The 16,352-nt window shown below is 64.1% G+C and carries 14 protein-coding genes; 11 read left to right on the forward strand and 3 right to left on the reverse strand.

From position 1 onward, the window contains the following. Positions 1-387 precede the first annotated feature (387 nt). The 8 genes from OKA05_RS27140 (at position 388) to OKA05_RS27175 (ending at position 8,801) form a co-directional block, all read left to right on the forward strand. Complete coding sequence (locus OKA05_RS27140) at positions 388-783, forward strand: potassium-transporting ATPase subunit C (RefSeq protein ID WP_264490362.1); 396 nt, start codon at positions 388-390, stop codon at positions 781-783. 371 nt (positions 784-1,154) lie between these two features. Continuing rightward, complete coding sequence (locus OKA05_RS27145) at positions 1,155-3,053, forward strand: potassium transporter Kup (protein WP_264490363.1); 1,899 nt, start codon at positions 1,155-1,157, stop codon at positions 3,051-3,053. A gap of 258 nt (positions 3,054-3,311) precedes the next feature. Then, positions 3,312-4,037 (forward strand): tetratricopeptide repeat protein, encoded by a 726-nt coding sequence (locus OKA05_RS27150; protein WP_264490364.1) that lies wholly within the window; start codon positions 3,312-3,314, stop codon positions 4,035-4,037. 28 nt (positions 4,038-4,065) lie between these two features. Next, positions 4,066-4,659: a hypothetical protein gene (locus tag OKA05_RS27155; RefSeq protein WP_264490365.1), complete on the forward strand. Its 594-nt coding sequence runs from the start codon at positions 4,066-4,068 to the stop codon at positions 4,657-4,659. Between the two features lie 63 nt (positions 4,660-4,722). Next, positions 4,723-5,277: a hypothetical protein gene (locus OKA05_RS27160; protein ID WP_264490366.1), complete on the forward strand. Its 555-nt coding sequence runs from the start codon at positions 4,723-4,725 to the stop codon at positions 5,275-5,277. Positions 5,278-5,819: 542 nt separating this feature from the next. Then, positions 5,820-6,314 carry a hypothetical protein gene (locus OKA05_RS27165; RefSeq protein WP_264490367.1) on the forward strand — a complete coding sequence of 165 codons (495 nt, stop codon included), beginning with the start codon at positions 5,820-5,822 and terminating at the stop codon, positions 6,312-6,314. A gap of 550 nt (positions 6,315-6,864) precedes the next feature. Continuing rightward, positions 6,865-7,398, forward strand: a complete 534-nt coding sequence (locus tag OKA05_RS27170) for an RNA polymerase sigma factor (RefSeq protein WP_264490368.1) — start codon at positions 6,865-6,867, stop codon at positions 7,396-7,398. An 11-nt stretch (positions 7,399-7,409) separates the two neighbouring features. Continuing rightward, entirely contained in the window at positions 7,410-8,801 is a 1,392-nt protein-coding gene (locus OKA05_RS27175; RefSeq protein ID WP_264490369.1) for a FecR domain-containing protein, read from the forward strand. Positions 8,802-9,262: 461 nt separating this feature from the next. Here the strand turns inward: OKA05_RS27175 and OKA05_RS27180 are convergent, their stop codons facing one another. The 3 genes from OKA05_RS27180 to OKA05_RS27190 form a co-directional block, all read right to left on the reverse strand. Further along, positions 9,263-9,616, reverse strand: coding sequence for a hypothetical protein (locus OKA05_RS27180; RefSeq protein ID WP_264490370.1), 354 nt, complete (start codon positions 9,614-9,616; stop codon positions 9,263-9,265). A gap of 115 nt (positions 9,617-9,731) precedes the next feature. Beyond that, positions 9,732-10,442, reverse strand: a complete 711-nt coding sequence (locus tag OKA05_RS27185) for a hypothetical protein (protein WP_264490371.1) — start codon at positions 10,440-10,442, stop codon at positions 9,732-9,734. A gap of 122 nt (positions 10,443-10,564) precedes the next feature. After that, a complete protein-coding gene (locus tag OKA05_RS27190; RefSeq protein ID WP_264490372.1) occupies positions 10,565-10,915 on the reverse strand; it encodes a hypothetical protein in 351 nt (116 codons plus the stop codon). A 150-nt stretch (positions 10,916-11,065) separates the two neighbouring features. On the opposite strand from OKA05_RS27190, the gene OKA05_RS27195 reads away from it, so the two are divergent. The 3 genes from OKA05_RS27195 to OKA05_RS27205 all read left to right on the forward strand — a co-directional run bounded on the left by OKA05_RS27195 (position 11,066) and on the right by OKA05_RS27205 (position 16,348). Next, a complete protein-coding gene (locus tag OKA05_RS27195) occupies positions 11,066-11,245 on the forward strand; it encodes a hypothetical protein (protein WP_264490373.1) in 180 nt (59 codons plus the stop codon). A gap of 460 nt (positions 11,246-11,705) precedes the next feature. Beyond that, on the forward strand, positions 11,706-14,465 hold the full coding sequence (locus OKA05_RS27200; RefSeq protein ID WP_264490374.1) for an ELWxxDGT repeat protein: 2,760 nt from the start codon (positions 11,706-11,708) through the stop codon (positions 14,463-14,465). An 896-nt stretch (positions 14,466-15,361) separates the two neighbouring features. Next, positions 15,362-16,348 (forward strand): hypothetical protein, encoded by a 987-nt coding sequence (locus tag OKA05_RS27205; protein WP_264490375.1) that lies wholly within the window; start codon positions 15,362-15,364, stop codon positions 16,346-16,348. Positions 16,349-16,352: the final 4 nt, after the last annotated feature.

Here is a 16,352-nt window from a genome sequence, read left to right on the forward strand (position 1 = left end):
TTTGGAGGAGAGGGCAGGTGGGCTGAGAGGATATTCATCTTCCGCCGCGGCATGAAGAGGATGAAGTCACCCGGTGGCCCCGCGCGATGAAAGCCGAAGGCCCTCGGACTGCTGCGATTCTTCGCAGCTCTTGAATGGACGGTGAGGCGGTCTGCCATGGTGGGATGAAGCGATCCCAGAGGGCCGCTTCACTCTGCTAGAGAAGGCCTGCCTCACCCTACACTCGAAAGCTGCGAAAAAATCGCAGCAGTCCAAGGGCGGCTGCGCCGCGGTCATCGGGCGGACAGGGATCCAAGGGCCCGCCACCCTCCATTTTGATACTTTTTTTACGCCCCCGGCCGCGACTTTGACTTCCCCCCTCCGGCCGCCATGGGACGATGCCCCTGCGTGAAACGTCTGCTTTTCTTCCTCGCCGGGCTTGTGGTCGCGGGCAGCGCCGCCGTCTGGTGGTTCACCGGACGCGAGGAGGAAGCGCCGATCCCCGATGAAAAGCGGGTGGCGATGATCGAGCTGGAGGACAAGCAATCCGGCCCCGGGTATTTCCATGCGGAGGCCGATGCGCAGCCCGATGAGCAAGGGATCCGCTGGATCGCCCCGGACAAGGCGGCCGCCCAGATCGACCGGGTAATCCGCGAGCGGAAGCTGGAGGAAGTGGAGCGCGAGAAGCTGGCCCGGCTGATTGACGAGGTATCCGAGCTGCATCCCTCGCGGACAGTCGGCGGCAGCCGCGTGAATGTGGCGCGCTTGAATGTAGCGCTGGATGCGAATGCCAATGCGCGGTAATACGCCGGGGCACACATGCACGGCGTGTGCGGTCCTGCTAGAAACGATTGCCTCACGATGACACCGGCTTCAGCTAGCAAAGTGATCCCCCCACGTCGTGTGCGAATGGCTGCATCGGGTGGAGGATCTCCAACGGCTTTGAGAACTGCTTCGGCCGCACTCGGAGAGTGCGGACCACCTTTTCGTAGCGAATCGACTTCGTCGTTCCGGCGGGGGGCGGACCGCATCGTGAATCCAAGTGGCGACTCGACTTGTGGCCCCGCCCAGCCGGAATGGCGCAGCCACTCAGCTACGAAGCGAAGAATCTCCCACGACCTCAAGAACTGCCTCCGCCGCACCCGGAGAGTGCGGACCACTTTGATCTCCCGACCATGACTCCTACTACTGACGGTCACTCCCACCGCCAACCTGCCCTCGCCGCGGCGACGCTGGCAGCGCTTGGCATTGTCTTCGGCGACATCGGCACCAGCCCGCTGTATGCCTTCCGCGCGTGCTTCTCCGGGAGCCACGGCGCGCCGATCCATCCGGAGAATCTCATCGGCGCGGCCTCGCTGATCGTGTGGTCGCTCATCCTGGTGGTATCGCTCAAATACCTCTTCATCATCCTGCGACTCGATAACAAGGGCGAGGGCGGGATCCTGGCACTCTCCGCGCTGGTCCGCTCGTGCGTGCGCCGCGCTGGAGGAAAGGACCCGAAGGCGGTGCTGCTGTTAGGCCTGGCGGGTGCGGCACTCATCTATGCGGACGGCATGCTGACGCCGGCGATCTCCGTGCTCAGTGCGGTGGAGGGCCTCTCCGTCAGCGCGCCGGTGGTGGAAAAGTGGATCCTGCCGATCTGCGTGGGCATCCTGGTCGCCTTGTTTTCGATCCAGCGTCATGGCACGGGCAAGGTGGGCGTGATCTTCGGCCCCGTGGTGACGGTGTGGTTCGGCACGCTCGGCGCATTGGGCATCGCGCAGCTGATCAAGAGCCCCGAGGTGCTGATGGCGATGAGTCCGCACTCGGGCCTGATGTTCATGATCCACGAGTGGCACCATGCCTTCCCGCTGCTGGCCTCCGTCTTCCTCGCGGTGACGGGTGGCGAGGCGCTGTATGCGGACCTCGGGCACTTCGGTGTGAAGCCGATCCGCATGGCGTGGTTCACGGTGGTATTCCCCGGGCTCGCGCTGAACTACCTCGGCCAGGCGGCGCTACTGATCGAGGATCCCTCGGCGATCCGCGCGCCGTTCTTCCTGCTGGCACCGGAGGCCCTGCGCTTCCCGCTGACCATCCTCGCGACCTGCGCGGCGGTCATCGCGAGCCAGGCGCTGATCTCCGGCGCGTATTCTCTAACAGGTCAAGCGGTGCAGCTCGGCGTGCTGCCGCGGGTGAAGATCCACTACACCTCCGAGCACTCCGCCGGGCAGATCTATGTGCCGTCCGTCAATCACCTGCTGGCGGTGGCTTGCATTGTGTTAGTCCTGGCATTCAAGACCTCCTCCGCGCTGGAGGCGGCCTATGGCATCGCGATCGCGCTGACGATGACGATCACCTCGATGCTCTTCTACTCCGCGGCGACCTCGGCGTGGCAGTGGAGCAAGGCGAAAGCGGCGGCGCTGACCGTGGTGTTTCTCGCAGTCGACGGTGCCTTCCTCGCGGCGAATACGCACAAGATCATCGAGGGCGGCTGGCTGCCACTGGTGGTGGGCGGCGCGATCTTCTCGCTGATGCTGACGTGGATCTGGGGTCGCGAGCGGCTCTACAAGCGCCTCTCGAAGGAGGCGCTGCCGATCGATGGACTGGTGACTGAGCTGAAGCGGGGCCACATCCACCGCGTCTCCGGCACCGCGGTGTACATGAGCGGCCGCGGCAATACGGTGCCCACCGCCCTGCTCCACAACCTCAAGCACAACCAAGTGCTGCACGAGCGGGTGGTGCTGCTGCACGTGGCGACGCTGGACCAACCGCACGCCATCCCGGGCGAAGCGATCGAGCACAGCGACCTCGGCGAGGGCGTCCATCGCGTGGACCTCAGCTTCGGCTTCGCGGACACGCCGGATGTGCCGGAGGCCTTGAAGGCGGGCCTGCCGGAAGAGGTCAAGTTCCACCCGGGCAAGGCGACCTACGTGCTCGGCCGGGAGACCTATGGCGTGGGAAGCAAGGCCGGCGCGCTGGAGCGGCTACGTCTCGCGATCTTCGCGGCGATGGCCCGGAATGCCTCGCCCGCCACCGCATACTTCCGCCTGCCACCCGGCCGCGTGGTGGAGCTCGGGGCGCAGATCACGCTGTGAGGCGGGATCCCATCGTGAAAATGATGCGGGCCTGAATGCCACGGGATTTCGCCCGCCATCGGAGCGTTGTGGCACACTGGTAACGCGGAATTTATTCCGCCTGATCGGTCTTGCTCAGGAAGCCGCCCGGGAGCCTGCGACGGCTGGAGCGGCTTCACGCCGAATTGACGCGGCACGGGGCATCGGCCACGATTCATCAGACATCATGAGCGGGGCGGCCCTCATGACATGCCATCCACTGTCTCCTCCACGGAAAAAATGAAACACCTGCTACTGCCAATACTCGCCGCTCTCACGATGAATGCCCGTGCCGGTCTGGAAGAAGGAATCAGCGCCTACAACAAGGGCGACTACGACACGGCCCGCAAGGAGTTCACCGCAGCCGCGGATGCCAAGGACCCAATGGGGATGCATTTGCTCGCCTCGCTCTACTACCAGGGCCATGGCGTGGAGAAGGACCTGGTCCGTGCCGTGGCGCTTTTCGAAGCCGCCGCCGCGAAGGGCTATCGGGCATCGCAGGCAAATCTCGGCCTGATGTATCAGAAGGGAGACGGCGTGAAGAAGGACATCACAAAGGCGATCTCCTACTACGCGGCGGCCGGCAAGCAGGGCGACCTGCAGTCCGCCTTCAACCTCGGCCAGATCTATCGGAAGGGCGATGGCGTCGAGAAGGATCCGGCCAAGGCCGCCGCCTATTACAAGTTCGCGGCAGAGCGCGGCGACCTCACGGCGATGAATGAATACGGCCTGCTCTTCGCGCAGGGTGAGGGTGTGGGGGTGGACTACGTCGAGGCCTACGGCTGGATTTCCCTGACTGCCAAGGCAGGCAACGAACAAGCGGCCAAGAACCTCGCGCAGCTCAAGCAGATCCTGGGCGGCAAGCTCGGCCAAGCTGACAAGCGCGCCGCGGAAATCGAGGCCGGGATCAAGCGTCAGCTCGCGAAGGACGCAGAGAAAGCCACGAGCCCTCCGAAGGCGAAGTGATCAACCGGACTTCTCCGGGAGCGACACCATGATTCCCCTCGACGATCCCCTCTGGAGCGAACTCCGCTGCCACTGCATCACCGGGCGCGAGTTCGCGGACATCCTGGAAGGCTGCTACGCCGGGAAGATCCCGATGCTCGAAGAGCTCTATGAGGATCTGCTGGAGTGCATTTGCGGGGGCGATGTTTATGATTCGAGTTTCGCCGCGGCTCCGCATCTGATCCGGCTCTCGTCGGGTTGCAGCCTCCCGGCCGCCGTTACCATGCTCTGTGTCGCGGCACGGGCGATCGCGGAGACGAGCCGAGAGGAAGGCCCGGCGCTGGATCCACGTCTGACCACGCCGCTGAAGGCCGCTGCGTGTGAGGGAGTCACCGAGGCCATGAAGGTGCTGGAGTCCTCCGGACTGGACACCCGCGAACGCGAAGAAATGGAGATCGCGCTGCTCGCATTCTCCGGTGACTTCGAAGGCTTCTGGCAGTCGCGGAACCGGATCGATGAGCAGCTTGAGGCAGAATTTCGCGAGCGAGCGAGGGAGGCCGCAGCGCTCCCCGTCTCGCGCCCGGAGTTGACGGTGGTTTGGGATCAAGAGCTCCCTTCCTCGCAAACTTCCAACGGGAGATAGGGCCCGCCAGAACCCGAGCTTCCATCGCGCCCCGGCCTCGGCTATACGCTTGGCTACCCGAACATGAAAACTCTGCTGTTCCTCGCCACCCTCGCCTTCTGCCTGCCCGGTCACTCGCTCGAGCGCGACATCGGCGTCATCGTCAGCACGGAGAAAGCGCCGCCGGAGAAGCCCGATATCACCGTGAGCTATGTCTACGATGGCAAGGGGCAGCTCTTCCTGACGCTCGGGAATATCGCGATGAATTCCGGCGCCCGCGGAGTGGCGGGCTCGCTCGCCCTCCACAAGGCCGCGATCATCATCAGCCCGAAGGAGCGCTACGACACCACCGGACCGGTCGAGGGCGTGAGCTGGTCTTACACGATCCGCTACGTGATCCCGAATGTGAAGCCGGGCGTCTATACGCTGGTCCATGACGACACGGCAGCGGAGGGGCAGGATCGCGTGACGCGCACCGTGCTGGATCTAACAAAAGCGACGAAGGCCACCACCACCGTGACCTTCAAGGACACGGCGACGGACGCGAAGCCGAAAGCCGCGGAACCGGTCGCACCACCGCCCTTCATCAAGCCCGAGGTGGAAACCCCGGCGGAGGGCGGGAAGAAGGCGGCGGAGTGAAGCGGGGCTTTCCTTCGGCGAGCTTTGAACCAACTGAGTGACTTCTTTCATCCACAACGGCCGGCCCCACGACCGCGGCGCAGACGCCCTCGGACTGCTGCGGTCATCCGCAGCTTTTGAGTGAAGGGTAGAGCCGGCAGACCTTCCGCGTGGAAGCGATCCCGAAAGCTCGCATTGCACTTCAAGACGAGGCTGGTCGCCAGTCGTTGGGAAGGCGCAGACGGATCGCGTATCGGGTTCCGGCGGAATGAAGGCAGCCGACAGGATCGCTCCATTCCAAGTGATCAGCCAGCCGTCCCCTGCACTCGAAAGCTGCGGACAACCGCAGCAGTCCAAGGGCCTGCGGCTTCATCCAGCGGAGCCGCGAGGTTTGGATCCACCATCCACCATCCACCATCCACCATCCACCATTCCCCTTGGCGACCTTGGCGTGGTGGCGGTTCAACACCTCTCCCCATTCCCGACCTCCGCATTCCTCTGTGACCTCTGCGACTCCGCGGTTGATTCCAGCGATGGAAAACGTGCTTAATCTTGCGAGATCCATGAACGACGCCGAAAACGAAAACCAAGATCCGATCCGCAAGCACAGCGAACGCCTCCTGCAGCTCATCAAGGACAAGACGGGCGCGGAGCTGGAGTACACGATGCTCTCACTCCTCCACCTGGACAAGATCCTGGAGCATCTCTTCGGCAAGGGCATGAGCCACCTCCCGCAGGAAGGGATGGAGGACCTGAAGAAAATGCTGCGGATCCAGATCGCCTGCTACTACGGCGAGTGCATCCGCGAGACCTTCTCCGGAGTGTGGACCCGTGACGAGAATCTCGGCCTCAGCCTCAGGGAAATCGCGAACATGGACATCGCCATCTTCCCGCTCAATACTGCCAACGATCGGCTGGAGGGAGAGGACATGAAGCTTTTCATCTCGGCGCAATTCGTCTGCAGTGAGGTCTTCAAGCAGATGCGGGAGAAGGTCTATGCGGAGGCGCCGGTGCCGAAGCCTGCGGGCGCAATGCCGCCGCCGCTGCCACCGCAGTGAGCGGGGTGAATGGTATCCTTCCTCCACAACGGTCGGCCGCATGACCGCGGCGCAGCCGCCCTCGGACTGCTGCGATCTTTTCGCAGCTTTTGAGTGCAGGGTGGAGATGGCCTCTCAGGTGGGACTGAACCGGGCTTCCCGGATCGCTGCCGCCGGCCGAGAACGAGCCGCCGTCCCCTGCACTCGAAAGCTGCGGACAACCGCAGCAGTCCAAGGGCCTGCGGCTTCATCCGGCGGCCCGCGACGTTTGATCCTCCACCCGCTATCCACGATTCCTCTTGGCGACCTTGGCGTCTTGGCGGTTCAACCTCTTCTCCTGACCTCCGATTCCCCCAGAAAATCCGCGCCCTCCCGGGAACACCCGCGCCGCTCGCGAAATCCTTTCCGCAGGGTAGATTCTCTCGACCACCTTCGTTTTCGCTTACGCTCCGGAATCGCGATCTCATCCGCCCTCCGCCCTCCGCCCTCCGCCCTCCGCCCTCCGCCCTCCGCCCTCCGCCCTCCGACCTCCGACCTCCGACCTCCGACCTCCGACCTCCGACCTCCCACCATGACCCGCCGGGAAAAAGACCAGCAGATCGACGCCGCGGTGCGCGCCCACCACTCCGGCCTGCGCTATTTCATCCGCTCGCTCGGCGTGAATGAGGGATGGGTGGACGATCTGGCGCAGGAGACCTTCGTCATCGCCCACCGGAAGTGGGAGGAGCTGGATCACCCCGACAATGCGCCGGGCTGGTTCCGCACGATCGCGCGGAATCTGGTGATGAATGAGCTGACCAAGACCGGCCGCCGCCAGCGCCTGCTGGATGAAAAGATCACCGGCCTGCTGCTCGCCGCCGAGCCCACCGCCCCGGCCCCCGGCGTGCTGCAGGATGCCGAAATCCGCCACGAGGCGTTGCGCGCGTGCCTGGCCGGCCTCCCGGACAATGTCCGCAAGGTGATCCATGCCCGCTACTACGATGACCGGAATTCCAGCGACATCGGCGACGAGCTTTCCATGAATCCCGCCTCGGTCCGCAAGCTCCTCTTCCACGCCCGCAAGGCGCTGGCCGATTGCCTCGTCGCAAAACAAATCAACGCCTGACCTGCCCTCCCATGAACTCCACGCAAGCCGGCAACGATAACGACCAAGCCAACGACCCCGGCAGCACCGACTTCGATCTACTGTGCGCGCAGTACTTGGACGGCACGCTGGCGGAGGTCGAGCGCGATCGTCTCGCGGAGTTGTTAGATTCGGATCCGGCGGCGGTCGCGGCGCTGCGTTCGCAGTTGCTCGTGTCCGGCGCGCTGGCCCGGCTGCGGCCGGAGCGAAGCGACGAGACATTCCTTCGCAGTGTGCTCCCGCATCTGGGCACGGTGGCCGATGAGGCGGAAGATGCTTTCCCAGATCGCGTGCGGAAAACGATTCGCCTCGAGCGTTGGCGGCGCATCGGCCTCGCTGCCGCGGCGGTTGTCGCGCTGGCCGGCGGCCTGGTGTATTACCTCCAGCCGCAGGGCGCGGTGGTGGCAACGAGCTTCGATGGCGATGAGCCATCCCGCCCGGTGCGCACGGGGGAAAAGCTGGTCTTCTCCACGGGCATCACGCGGATGGAATTCACGAATGGCGCGGTGGTCGCGATCGAGGCACCGGCCACGCTCACGATCCGCTCGGCGAATGAGGTGGTGCTCGACCGCGGCCGGCTGAATGCCTGGTGCCCGGAGACCGCACACGGCTTCCGCGTGGTCACGGCCTCGGCCACGCTCAAGGATCTGGGCACCTCCTTCGGCGTGTCCGCCGCGGCAGATGGCAGCGCAGACTTCATGGTGCTGGATGGGAAGGTGGAGGTGAAGAAGGACAACGAAACGCGACTCATCGAGCGCGGCGCGGCGCTGCGGGCAAGGCGTGGCACGCGGCTCAGCGATGTCGCCTTCGAGCCCTCGGCCTACCACCGCACGTGGCCGGTGGCATCCGGCATTCGCTCGACGCGCGGCGAGGTCGTCCCCGCCCCGCCCGGCACCCCGGAGTCGCTCGCGGCACTGGAGAATGACGCACAGATCCTGGTCATCCCCGAGCGCCGTGACTTCAAGCCCGCCGCACCGATCCGCGCCGACATCATCTCGCCCGGCACCTACGAGGGGCCGAACCTCATCGCGCGCGAAGAACTCACGCCGATCGAGGGCACGCGGGTCCGCAGCTACCTGCTCCGCTACAATCCCGTGGGCCAGCTCAAGGCCGCCGGCACGAAGCGCTTCCACGGCTCCGTCACCTTCGACCGGCCCGTGCTCGCCATCATCACCGCCAGCCGCAAGCTCAACCGCACGGATTCCTTCCTCACCAAGACTCCCCTTCCAAAGCTGAATGCGCAGGACACCGAGCTCCGCGGCCTGGAACGCCAACCGCTGCCACCCTCCGATCGCGTCGAGCTATCCCAGGACCGCCGCACCATCACCGTGACCTTCTTCGCCGACCAGTCGATCGACGAGATCCGCGCCGTCACGGAGGATTGAGTATTGGGGATTGAATATTGAAGATTGGAAGAGAGGGTGGCGCGGATCTGTTAGAGAAGCGGATGCCTTTGGTTCCTTGGAACGTTGCGGGTCCATCATGCACTGGGAACGCGGAATTTATTCCGCCTGGCCTGCCCTCCGTAGCCTTGGCGAAGGAGGTGACGAAGGAGGGACGGTAGGTTCGCCGGACTATCCAGGCAAAATGAATCCCGCGCTCCCAGTAAGCCGCGATGGCTCGCCTCGGATGTAGCGGAAAGGCTGCGCCGTTCCGGCTGGGGACGGTCCGCATTGGCCTGGCGGTTCCCTTCTGCCCATGACGTCCGCACCCCGCCGGAACGGCGAAGTCGTCCCGCTGCGAAAGGCAAGTGCCGTGCCTGCCGTCCGGGATTTCAGACCAGAGAAGCAACATTTCCCCGTCACCGCGAGGCCGAGTTCCCCGTGACCGACCCGTGTGGCAAGCGCTACCGGACGAGCGTTCGCCGGTCCTTGCCCGCCGGAATACTGAGCTCCCTCGAGGAATACCTACCCTCGATGAAGTGGAAACTCACCTTGCTCCAATCATTTCCCCACTCGTAGGGCCGGTGGCCATACTGGAACGAAACTACGGCCAGCTTCTTGCCGTCGTCGTCGGCGGTCTCGTAGAATTGAATACTTCCCAACTCCGGATTCCAGACCTCGGCAAATTGGTCATGGGGCACCTTCAGCGTTTTACCGTCCCATGTCAGACTCACTTCGGTGAGCCCTTTCTCGTCGTGGGACAGCTTCACGGTGAAACCCTCGTCATACTTCAAAGTGACTTCAACGGGTCTTTTCAAGATGGGTGCCGAGCCAAAAGCAGGCCCAACCCACAAGCCCACGCTTACAAGGATGATGGCGACATGGATTTTCATAAGCATTCACACACTTTCATTGCAGGATCGAGACGCCAGCTCATCTAGCTGGCTTCTCGCCTTCCGCAGGCACAGGGGGCCCGACACTTCCCTTCCTCTTTTCATAGGGTTCCAGGATCTCCGCCCGCTGCGCGGCATCCTTGAATCCAACCTTCTCCTCCTTCGCGATGCACCAGTCGAGGAACCGGCGATCGATCTCCGCCCGCGATAGCGACGACACCGACTCCACCCATTTCGCCTCGCCGCCGTGCTCCTCGATGTAGTCCGAGAAATGAGGCGGGAGCGCATCCGTTCCGCCCGGAGCCTCCCGCAGCTTGTAGCCGCCGACCCAGCTCATCTCATTGCAGAGAATCTCATAAACCGCATCGCCGACGTCGCAATTCGTCCAGCCGCTGCGGGTCGGCGAGCCATGCGGGCCGATCTCGCTGTAGCTGTATCGGTCGTCGTAGCGGTGCTTCAGCAGATGAGGATACTCCTTCGGAGAAATCTCCTTCAGCTTTTGGAACGCGGCCTCGACTTCATCCGTCGCACAACGCCCGGAGCGATTGAGCCACTCCGCTCCGCCAAGGAACGATGATAGCGGATCCCGACCTCCCGTCGGGATCGGCGCGGGCCGCTTCGACACCAGGCCGAGGACCAGCGCATCCACCGCCGGCGACCCGGACTCCTCGACCACAGTGCTTGCCTCAGGCCCGGCAAGGAGCAGCGGACAAAGCGCGATCGTCCACGCCGCCAGGGTCATCGATCTCATTCGCATTGGAATCATGGAGTCTATCCCTCCCCCAGCGGAGAGCGCGAGCCCGGATTCAGGCGGAGTTCTCACTCCGGAAAGCCTCCTCGCACCTATCGCTCCACCACGACCATTCTGTTAGATCACCTGGCGAATCGTGCCGTGACTTCTCCACGCACCCCTGGATCTTCGATTTTCTCGGCCAGCTTGAGGACCTCTTCGCGGGAGCTGGCGGGTGCGCTCTTCAGAAAGGCGGCGAGCACTTCATCCGACCCGCTTTCCTCGCCGTATTGCAAGGCGAAGCGAGACATCCCGGCGAAGTCGTGCCACTCCACCATCTGCGCGAGCATGGTGCCCGTGAGGAGGCTGGCATCCTGCGGGGCTTGCTGGAGGATCCATTCGCGCGCTTCCTGCGGGGTGGTGGTGAGTGCAGCGCTCTCCGTGATGCGGACTCGCAGGGCCTCGGTTACTCTCCGCTCTACGTTCTCGGGCAACTCAACTCAAGACTTATACGATCGATTTGGATCGACAAGTTCAATGATCGTCGGCGCACATTTCCTAAAATCAAAGGAACCTATTTACTTCAACTTCCGATCCGTGCCCTCAATCTCAAGAAACCCGATGACAAAAAGCAACACGCTCGAATGGTTCAACTCGTCGAAGCAATGCTCGCCACCCAGCAGCAACTCACGACCGCGGCCAATGAGAACGACCGCAGCTACTACGAGACAAAAGCCGCTGGTCTCGATTTACAGATCAATGAACTCACCTACGACCTCTACGGCCTCACGCACGAGGAAAGAGCTCTTGTCCAAATCAGCTAATCGCTCGCCCCTCCCACTCCATTCTTAATTCCGCGGCACGATCATTGATGCCGCTTTTTCCTGTATCAGCTTCTTCTCTGGTGACCGCCGGTACCGCTTCGAAGATTTTCCTCGGCAACGTGGTTTTACCATCGAGGCTTGGTGGTGGATTCGGGATTGGGGAGGCACTGAAGCACGAGGAGGTGCCGCAAGGTGGCATGGCTGATGCAGGCGCAGAATCTCCGAGGGCTGGGAGAGCTGCTCCGGCCGCACTCGGAGAGTGCAGCCTACTTGCGGGGATGAGGCCGGGCGCGGGTCCAGACGCGCTTGCAATCCCGCCGGGGTGTCTCAACAGTCGCGCAGGCATCCGCAGGCGCACGAGTTACGAGTTAACTCCCCCACGCCGTCTCCAGCTCCATTTCATTTCCCCCGCCCTCCTTCCGCCCCCCGTTCCATTTCATCCTCCGCCCCCCGCCCTTCCGTGACCTCACGACGACTCCGCCGCACCTTCCGCCACTGGCCCCTCCTCCTCACCTCGATGGCCCTCGCCATCGCGGGCGCAACAAGCAGCACCGCCAGCGCCCAGGAACAAACCGCACGGCTGGTGAAGGACGCGAACCGCACGACGGTCCCCTATGGCGGGGGCATCGGCTGGGTGTTGCCGCTGGGCGAAAAGCGCGTGGTCTTTGCGAGGGATACTTATGCGCATGGTTACGAGCTGTGGACCAGCAATGGCACGCCCGGCAGCACCCGCCTCCTGAAGGACCTGATGCCGGGACCGGGCGGATCCGCCCTCTACGACCCGATGGCCTTTGGCGAGGGTGCCAGCGCGAAGGTGGCATTCGTTTTCAGCCGGCCGGGGATCAGCAACGAGGTATGGGTCACGGACGGGACGGAGGCAGGCACGGTGGCCGTCGCCGAACTCGATCCAGGCCCCTACTCGACCACCACCCTGATGCCGGGCCCGTCGGGCGGCTTCTTCTTCCTCAATCACGGCGAGGGCGAGGAGTTTCCCCAGGAGCTTCATTTCAGCGATGGCACGGCCGCAGGGACGGGCCCGCTGAATCCCACCGAGAACGGAGAGCCGGTGTCGCTCTCGAATGCCCACAGCTATCTCATCAGCGGACGATGGTGCTACTTCACCGCCAATCGCAACCAGATCTGGCGCAGCGATGGCACGGCGACGGGCACCACGAAAGTGACGGAGATCCCGCTCGCGAAGTATGGCTCGCTGAGCCCGGCCCTGGTGACGGGCGAGCGCCTGATCCTGTCGGTGTCGAATCTGGCGACCGATTTGAGCGAGCTGTGGACTTGCAACGCCGAGGGTACCGGGATCAGGCGGATCCTCGCCGCGCCAGCAGGGGCAGAGTGGTGGAGGATCACCGACCTCATCCCATCGGGCGACCGACTGCTCTTCACCGTATGGGATGAGATCTACAACTATCAGCTGTGGGTGAGCGATGGAACGGAAGCGGGCACGCACGAGATCGAGCTGCCCCGTGAGGACGGGCATGTGACGAGGCAGCTCACCTTCGCCCGATGGCACGGCGCGGTCTATGTGCTGGCCGAGTACTGGGATGATATCGACGCGGACTACATACTCTTCCGCACGGATGGCACGGCGGCGGGGACGAGGCGGCTGCGCACATTCAGCCATGACGCGAGATTGTATCCGGACGCGGAGTGGCGGGAAGATGAGCCCTTCTTCTACTTCCGCGTCGCCTCCGCAAACGGCGAGTGGACCCTCTGGCGGACTGCGGGCGATGCCGCGAGCACGGTCCCCGCGAAGGGGCTGGCGTCCAATCATTACCTGCGGATCGAGTATCCCGCCATCGCCGCCACGAAGTCCGGGAAGTTCTTCGCCGCTGGCAACGCGCTGTGGTTCCAGCGTGGCAAGAAGGGCGGCGCGGTTCGCCTGACCCGGCCGGAGAAATGGACTGCCTCGGGTGCTGCCACCTTCAATTCGGGCATCCTGCCGGTTGGAGAGGAGTCCTCGTATGAAATGTTAGACGGGAAGCTGCTCGCCTTCGTCGATACCGGCAGTGGCCACGAGCTGTGGCGGATGAATCCGGATGGCCGCGGCCACGGCACGCGGGCGATCTGGAAGACCCCGGCACCGCTGCAGGAATACGGCGCGGTCGCCTTCCGCGGCACCACCGCCAGCGGCGCCATCTTCATCTATACCGATGGCAAGATTCCACCGCAGCTATGGGTGACGAATGGGACGCCGCGCGGCACCCGGCTGTTAGTCGACCACGGCGCGACACCGGGCTGGCGCTATCCCTATGAATTCGTCAGCGCGGGCGGCGTGCTGTTTTACTCGCTGCGGGATGGCACCGGGTCGCCAGCCACCCTGTGGAAGACGGATGGCACGCCGGCGGGAACGAAGAACGTGGTCGCCGCCGATGGCCGCACGCCAGGCCCGGACTACCCGGAGATGGTGGCCTTCCAGGATGGTGTCGCGTTCTTGTCGTGGGACTGGGACGGCAGGAGGACGCTATGGCGCAGCGACGGAACGCCCGCCGGCACGGTGCCGCTGAAGGACTCATGGGCGGGCGGATCTCCCATGGGGCTCGCCGCTGTGGACGGGAAGCTGATCTTTTCCGTGGAGATTTCCCGCACCCAGGTGCTGTGGCAAAGCGATGGCACCGCCGCTGGCACTATCGCCGTGGACCCTGCCGTGAAGTTCACCTCGGGAGGCATGTCGTTGGCGTTCGATGTCGGCGGCGTGGCGCTCTTCAGAGGGCGGCAAGGGCAGAGCAGCAACGAAGACCGTTGGTGGCGCCACGATGCCACCGGCACCCGCCGCGTGGAGAACTTCGTGACCGGCCAGCACTTCTCCGACACTTCGCACCCGTGGAAGACCCAGCACGCGGTGGCCGGCGCGCACTTGTTCTACCGCGCCACCACGCCCAACGGCACCACGCTATGGGTCACCGATGGCACCTCCGACGGCACCCGCCCCGTGGTCGAGCCGGATGCCGGCTCATTCTCCTATCCCACCCAACTGCTCGCCGTCGGCGACGTCGTCTACTTCTCCGCCTACGACCAGGACCACGGCAACGAGCTCTGGCGCAGCGATGGCACCGCCGCCGGCACCGTGCTCGTCGCTGACATCGACCCCGGCCCCGCCGACTCCGACCCGCGCGGCCTCAAGGTAATGGGCGGCAAGCTCTACTTCACCGCCCATCGCCGCGACGTCGGCCGGGAGATCTTCGTGGTGGATCTGCCAGCGCGGTGAAGGGCTTCTTAGCGTAGGCGCGGTGGTGACACCGCGGAACGGTCCCCGTGGCCCGCCTCACCCTCGTGACACGCCTTGCCCTGCCTTCCCGTAGGCGCGGTGGTGACACCGCGGAGTGGTCCCCGTGGCCCGCCTCACCCTCGCTCCCCACGATCCCACCAGCCTCTCGCAAAAGCCCCACGGCAAGAGCTCCGAACAAGCCCTCTTCCCCGGAGGGAAATCAGCCAGTAGCCGGGGGTAAGCGAAGCGCCACCCCCGGATAGAAGGCGTGAGGAAGGGAACCCCGGATGGGGTTCAAGCCGGGCATGAACAACGGACACGTCCCGCATCCTCGCCTTCGTTCCGCTATGGTAGAGATTGTTAGACGCCGCGATATCCCTCCGGCCCGGCTGAGATCCCCTCCCGCATTCCTTTCGCCTCCCATTGCGTCCGGTGGTCGTCGCCGCTACCCGACTGCGACCACCGGCTACTCGCTGGGATCCCTCCGGGATCGCCGAGAGCACGGTCACAGTGCCGAAGGCAACAGCACCCCCGCGCTCTAACAAAGTCGGGCATATCGATCCCTTCAATGGCGGCAGTTCATCCCAAGGACCCCATCCACCCCGGCCTCCATCTTCTCAATCTGCGTTCATCTGCGTCATCTGTGGTTGATGCCTTCCGCCTTTCGGACACGTCGAAGCGACTGGAATATTCCACCACAGATTTCGTGGATCGAGCAGACGTGCACCGACCTTTCCGGAAGCCGCGGGCGTGGCCACCCAGCCCCGGTCCGAGCCGCCAAAGTGAGTTCCGCTAACATGCACTGCCGTAGCCTGCCAGCGCGGGCCGGCAGTGATTACGAACCGGGCCTGACGATATAATTGTCCCGGCCCGCTTCCCCTGCTCTCCTCCGTGCGATGAGCGATCCCCTCCCCGCCCCAGATGACCTCCTCTCTGCCGAGGAGCAGCCCCCCGCCCGCGCGGGAAATCCCACCAGGCTCGACTCGGTGGAGCAACTGAGCCGCATCGTCGTGAATTTCGGCAAGCTCTTCCTGCTGATCGCCATCGGCGCCCTCAGCCTGTGGCTCAAGATGATGCTCGATAAGCGCGAGGAGCGGCGCCAGCAGGACCTCGCGCGCACGGAACTCAGCAAGCCGTGGATGGATGAGGCGCTGAAGGTGCTGCGCGAGCGCGCCACCCCGGGCCAGGCACCCGGCGTCGCGAATCCCCTGCTCGACTGGGCCGTCGAGGTCTTCGCCTACTCCTCGCCCGTCAACGTGGACGATGATCTGAAGCGGGAGCTGAAAAGCGGGGCCTTCCAATTCGACCACATGGGCACGGCCTACAAGAGTCACCAGTGGCGACTCACGCTTGGCTCAAAGGAAGGCGAGGGCATCACCAAGCTCCTCCCCGGCGTCCAGACGATCGCGCTTCACTCGCCCGCCGAGCTGAAGGAGAAGGATCTGGATACCCTCTATCTCGACTTCCGGTCCGCCGACCGCGAGGTGGACTCGCTTTTCGAATTCATCGACATCTTCGAGTCGAAGCAACTCTCGGCCCGCGGGGGCGAGACCGTCCGCGGCGACATCCTCATCCGCTACAAGCTGCGGAATCCCGCCGCGGCCGTGGCGGACTTCAAGCTCATCGCCAACGCCACCTTCGAAGTTCCGACCGAACCGATCTTCGCCCGGGCCGATCCAAGCGATCCCACCAAGAAACAGTACGTCACTTCACAAGGAAAGACCCTCGGCTCGGGATATGGGTATGATAGCTACGGCTACTACGACTACGAATACGTCGACCCGAATGAAACCGCCCAGCAAAAGGCCGCGCGACTGAAGAAGGAAGAGGACGAGCGAAAGAAAGCCTTCGACAATCGCTGGGCTCCGGAAGCCGTCGAGTGACCCA

This window comes from Luteolibacter arcticus (assembly GCF_025950235.1).
GTDB lineage: Bacteria > Verrucomicrobiota > Verrucomicrobiia > Verrucomicrobiales > Akkermansiaceae > Haloferula > Haloferula arctica.

Coding starts and splice junctions, on each gene's coding strand:
- OKA05_RS27205 (WP_264490375.1), top strand. CDS start 15,362: ATGAGCGATCCCCTCCCCGCCCCAGATGACCTCCTCTCTGCCGAGGAG.
- OKA05_RS27165 (WP_264490367.1), top strand. CDS start 5,820: ATGAACGACGCCGAAAACGAAAACCAAGATCCGATCCGCAAGCACAGC.
- OKA05_RS27145 (WP_264490363.1), top strand. CDS start 1,155: ATGACTCCTACTACTGACGGTCACTCCCACCGCCAACCTGCCCTCGCC.
- OKA05_RS27195 (WP_264490373.1), top strand. CDS start 11,066: ATGGTTCAACTCGTCGAAGCAATGCTCGCCACCCAGCAGCAACTCACG.
- OKA05_RS27175 (WP_264490369.1), top strand. CDS start 7,410: ATGAACTCCACGCAAGCCGGCAACGATAACGACCAAGCCAACGACCCC.
- OKA05_RS27155 (WP_264490365.1), top strand. CDS start 4,066: ATGATTCCCCTCGACGATCCCCTCTGGAGCGAACTCCGCTGCCACTGC.
- OKA05_RS27170 (WP_264490368.1), top strand. CDS start 6,865: ATGACCCGCCGGGAAAAAGACCAGCAGATCGACGCCGCGGTGCGCGCC.
- OKA05_RS27160 (WP_264490366.1), top strand. CDS start 4,723: ATGAAAACTCTGCTGTTCCTCGCCACCCTCGCCTTCTGCCTGCCCGGT.
- OKA05_RS27185 (WP_264490371.1), bottom strand. CDS start 10,442: ATGAGATCGATGACCCTGGCGGCGTGGACGATCGCGCTTTGTCCGCTG.
- OKA05_RS27150 (WP_264490364.1), top strand. CDS start 3,312: ATGAAACACCTGCTACTGCCAATACTCGCCGCTCTCACGATGAATGCC.